The sequence below is a fragment of the Bacillus zhangzhouensis genome, assembly GCF_000715205.1.
Lineage (GTDB): Bacteria > Bacillota > Bacilli > Bacillales > Bacillaceae > Bacillus > Bacillus zhangzhouensis.
Genome location: NZ_JOTP01000050.1, coordinates 1 through 4,070 on the forward strand (window position 1 = coordinate 1; position 4,070 = coordinate 4,070).

General features: G+C 33.8%; 4 protein-coding genes. 2 read left to right on the forward strand and 2 right to left on the reverse strand.

Annotated features, from left to right (window positions below; all coding sequences use genetic code 11):
- Positions 1 to 178 precede the first annotated feature (178 nt).
- Both BA70_RS18495 and catA read right to left on the reverse strand, forming a co-directional pair.
- A complete protein-coding gene (locus BA70_RS18495) occupies positions 179 to 1,009 on the reverse strand; it encodes an SMI1/KNR4 family protein (RefSeq protein ID WP_034325197.1) in 831 nt (276 codons plus the stop codon).
- Positions 1,010 to 1,872: 863 nt separating this feature from the next.
- Positions 1,873 to 2,520 carry a type A chloramphenicol O-acetyltransferase gene (catA, locus tag BA70_RS18505; RefSeq protein WP_034325199.1) on the reverse strand — a complete coding sequence of 216 codons (648 nt, stop codon included), beginning with the start codon at positions 2,518 to 2,520 and terminating at the stop codon, positions 1,873 to 1,875.
- Positions 2,521 to 3,047: 527 nt separating this feature from the next.
- On the opposite strand from catA, the gene BA70_RS18510 reads away from it, so the two are divergent.
- Positions 3,048 to 3,554 carry a hypothetical protein gene (locus tag BA70_RS18510; protein ID WP_034325200.1) on the forward strand — a complete coding sequence of 169 codons (507 nt, stop codon included), beginning with the start codon at positions 3,048 to 3,050 and terminating at the stop codon, positions 3,552 to 3,554.
- 51 nt (positions 3,555 to 3,605) lie between these two features.
- Positions 3,606 to 3,794 carry a hypothetical protein gene (locus BA70_RS18515; protein ID WP_034325201.1) on the forward strand — a complete coding sequence of 63 codons (189 nt, stop codon included), beginning with the start codon at positions 3,606 to 3,608 and terminating at the stop codon, positions 3,792 to 3,794.
- The last annotated feature ends 276 nt before the right edge of the window (positions 3,795 to 4,070 follow it).

Sequence of the window (4,070 nt, forward strand, 5' to 3'; positions counted from 1 at the left end):
CAATGCAAATTCATCTTCGTGCTGAGAAGAATTTCTATTGTGGAACATGAGAAAAACACCTTCCTTTAGTATGCTTTTCTCTATTATAAAACGGGGGAATGGAAACTTTAAGGAAAAAAATAAAGCTGTCGAGATTTTCTCGACAGCCTGAGCCCTTTTAAGGGCTTTTCTTCTTTTACTATGGTTTTTTCACTGGATGAATGTCTTCTCCCAAAAAGGCGGTTCGAGACTCTCCACTATTTTCTAGAAACTCAGCAACTTCTTGCAGCTCTTTATTGATACGGTCATTCCTTGGCATATCTGGATTTAACAAAAGGATGGAGTGAATGGCAGTGGCTGCTTCATACAAAACATTTTGATCTTTTATCTGTTTGATACATTTCTTCATACGATCGAAAAACCATTCCATCTCTTCTATGTCTTCCATCGGATAATATGTCATTTTAAAGAGGTTCTGCTGACGAAGGTCTCCTCTCTCAAAAATGAGTTCAAGCTCTTCTCTACTTATATACAATTCCGAAGATTCATCATCAATCTCTACTACCTCGACCATCGCATCTTCAGCTGTATATAACTGCTCAATAAATTCATCGAAACTATCTGCCAGCTTAAAATCTACTTCCATCTCTAAATCAAAATAGTGAATAGGCGGATGTTCTTTCGTTTGTCGATAATCCATTGCGATCCATGTATCTTCTTCTCCGCTGATGAAAATAAGTCCCTCAGGCAGCCCCAATTCATCACTTAACTGAGGACTACTCATAATTCCATCCCCTTTGGCGGTTCCTATTAGATAGTCAAACTGAATATGATCATCTGCCCATGAATTCGGCCGTTCAGTTGGAAACGCATTACGAACTGTAAAACCACCGTTCCATTCTAAAATGAGCTTTTCGTATGTATCAGGTAAAGTCACACCAAGACTTCCCTCTACTTCACGAATTTTTTCCTCATCTATCTTTTCTAACGTGAAAGGACTCTCTTCTTCTTTCTCCCAGAATGGTTTCAAAGTGGATGCCTCCCCATATCTATTGATATAAGTATAACATTGTCCAACTAATTATTTGCTCATTTTAAAACCTTGCAATCCCATTCAATTCCTTGCTCCAATAAAGAATTTACCAGTAAACATAAAAAGTCCTGACTGAGTTTCAGCCAGGTACATAAGTTGAAGAGCAAATCTTTCGCTCTCATATTGTTCTTTAACAGTTTTTCAAGAAAAAATGAATATATATCTTATCTATACCAAATTACATACCAACGGACCAAGCAAGTAAAATAAATGACGTGATTAATATAGATAGCACACTTACAACGACAATCATTATATGAGTAATTATACGTTTAGACGAGCCTTTTCCCTGATGTTTTCGGCTAATCATCAATGTGATAAATGACGCAACGGCAAATAGGTAAGATATAACTGCTCCTGAGTAGAAACCAAACTTCTGCCAAAAAACAACATCACTTATTAAAGCCATAGATTGAAAGTTTAAGCTAAACAAAAAACCAATAACTGCGAATACTAGGGACATTACTTTTAATTTCATCATTCCAAATCCTCTCTAATATTGAATCTATAGTATTGAATTAAAATTGTATGAACTAACTATAGACTCCCCCCGTACAATTTTAGTTTGACTTACATTTTCATAAACTTAATCTATAGGTGCAATAGATTGAATGAAAGCTAAATTCTTCCTATAAATCTCTACTTTCATAAAAATCTCTCACTAATATATCCTTAGCACATTCACATGTTCTTCACACAACAAAAAAGCAGACTTGTATAAGCCTGCCTTACGCTTTTTTCTAAACTTTCCTTGCAGTACCTCTGGAAAAATGCCCGTGAAATTTAAGATATATATACAATTAACCGTTTAACCACTCTTCACAATGTTCAATAAGCCATCTTAAGTATTGGATATATTGACCGACGTGATAGCCATCACAAACAGCATGATGTACTTGAATCGCAACTGGCAAAATTATTTTTTCTTCTTTCATCTTAAATTTTCCTAATGTAAATATTGGTAGTAAATAAGTTTCATCTGTAGATATATTAAGATTAAAAGAAGTGAAATCAACCCAAGGCAGACTTGAAATATTAAACATGTTTTCTGGCATATTAGGTTTCGGAAATAATTTGCTACTTTTGTTATATGTTTCAATGTCCGCTAAACAACTTTTATAAAATTTAACAAAGCTTTCTTCATAAGGCGTCCAAATACTTAAAAATGTCTTTGTTTCTTTATTGAAAACAGTATAACTTGGATGAAGAATATCCCAATAACCAAGTTCGTCGTTTACTTGATCCATCCGAAATTCCGGTATTTTTTGCACAGCTCTTGCTAACAAATAAATTTGCACAGGATATACTTTTAGCTTTTTTTCTTTTAATATTGCATGCAATTTCGTAATGTCTAGATTGATTACCAAACTATATGAGCATCGGGTTAAAGTCATATAATGATGAAAGTGCTCTTTTCGTGGGTAATTTTCGTCTATTTGTTTAAACATTTTTTATCTCCTCCTGAATGTGATTTCATGTATTCAGGAGGAGACTTTATCTGATTTCACCACCACAATCATCCTTTCAAGAAATATGTTATGTTTCTGTCTATTCAAAGTCTACCATGAGCTTTGCCTACGTTAAAGCCTGCAGCAACTCTTCGTAAGTAATCATAAGTAATCTTCCCAAACTTGAACTGTTCTAGTGCTATATATTTTTCCCCCTTTAATATTATCTTCTGGTATTCCTTCGTTTTGTTAAAAACCAAAAAATGTTACCTTTTTATACGCCTGTTTTACTCTTTTTTATTTAAATTCTTTGTTGTTCATGTTTTTCATAATTAATATGCATGCATATTGTACCGTTCAAACTCTATAACAAATAACCTATTTACTTCATTTATTTACAAATGATAACATTAATTAGAGTAAGAGGAATATTCCTAACAACTAAAACAAAATATTAAATTACTAACTAAGCTTAATATTCGTTGAAAGTCTAATTTCTAAAATATATTCAAAAGTAGGAGTTCATTATGGAAAAGCTAAGTACTTCTAAAGGTTTAATATTATCAACGGTTGCAGGAATTTCTGTTTTTATATTCACACCTTTTGCAGAAGCAAATGCTGCTAGAGGTCTCGAAAAAGAACAGTCCTATTCTTATTCATCTGTAAAACCTTCTTTTGATCAAGCAAAAGAGCTTACAATAGATGAGATTGCACAGTATTGGAATCTAAATGAAGAAGAAACTGCAAAGTTCAAAAAAGCAATTAAAGAAGCTCAGTCAAAAACAAACGGAGAAGCTACTGTACACGGTAAATTCACATGGGCTATAAAAACAATAAAAGAAGCTTATGACCAATTACCGACAAAACTGAAAGTAATGATAGGCGGTGTTACAGGGTTAGAAACAATTCTAATAACTCTAGAACATTATACAGGCGCTCTTGAACATGGCATTTATTTAGGCGCTCTTAAAGTGACTGGAAGTGAGAATGCAGCGTGGTGGGTTGCTAAAACCATCATGTTGTTCGTTTTTTAAAATTAAGTAAAACACACCTAAATGGTGAAACAACAAGGAGGTGCTTGGTTAGTGACACAAGAAAATAAGGCATCCAAAAGTTTGTTAATTACTTTGCCCATCGCTATTATAGCTATTGTGTTGATTTTAGGAAAAATTGATACACCTGTAACAAATATTTTATTTTATGTAGTCGCTTTCGGTGTAATGGGTTTAACTGTTTCAAGCTTAGTAAAAGACTACAAAAAAAAGAAAGATTGATTACTTGTCCAGGGAGCTGCTTTATGTAGCTTCCTGTTTGTGAAAACAGGATAATGAACCACACTGAGAAATACAAAAGTCACTCTCGATTCTGAACAAAACTGAAAGGGTTCGTCCCCAATCCGTCCCCATTTTAAAATAACAGACCCTCAAGGTCTGTTCAGCTTGTAGACAAAGTCTACAGGCTTTTTTATATAATAAGGGTAATAACACAATTCTGGTGGGGATGAACATGTTATCGAAAAGTGACGAAGCAAGACGATATAAATTTGATTT

Coding starts and splice junctions, on each gene's coding strand:
- catA (WP_034325199.1), bottom strand. CDS start 2,520: ATGTTTAAACAAATAGACGAAAATTACCCACGAAAAGAGCACTTTCAT.
- BA70_RS18510 (WP_034325200.1), top strand. CDS start 3,048: ATGGAAAAGCTAAGTACTTCTAAAGGTTTAATATTATCAACGGTTGCA.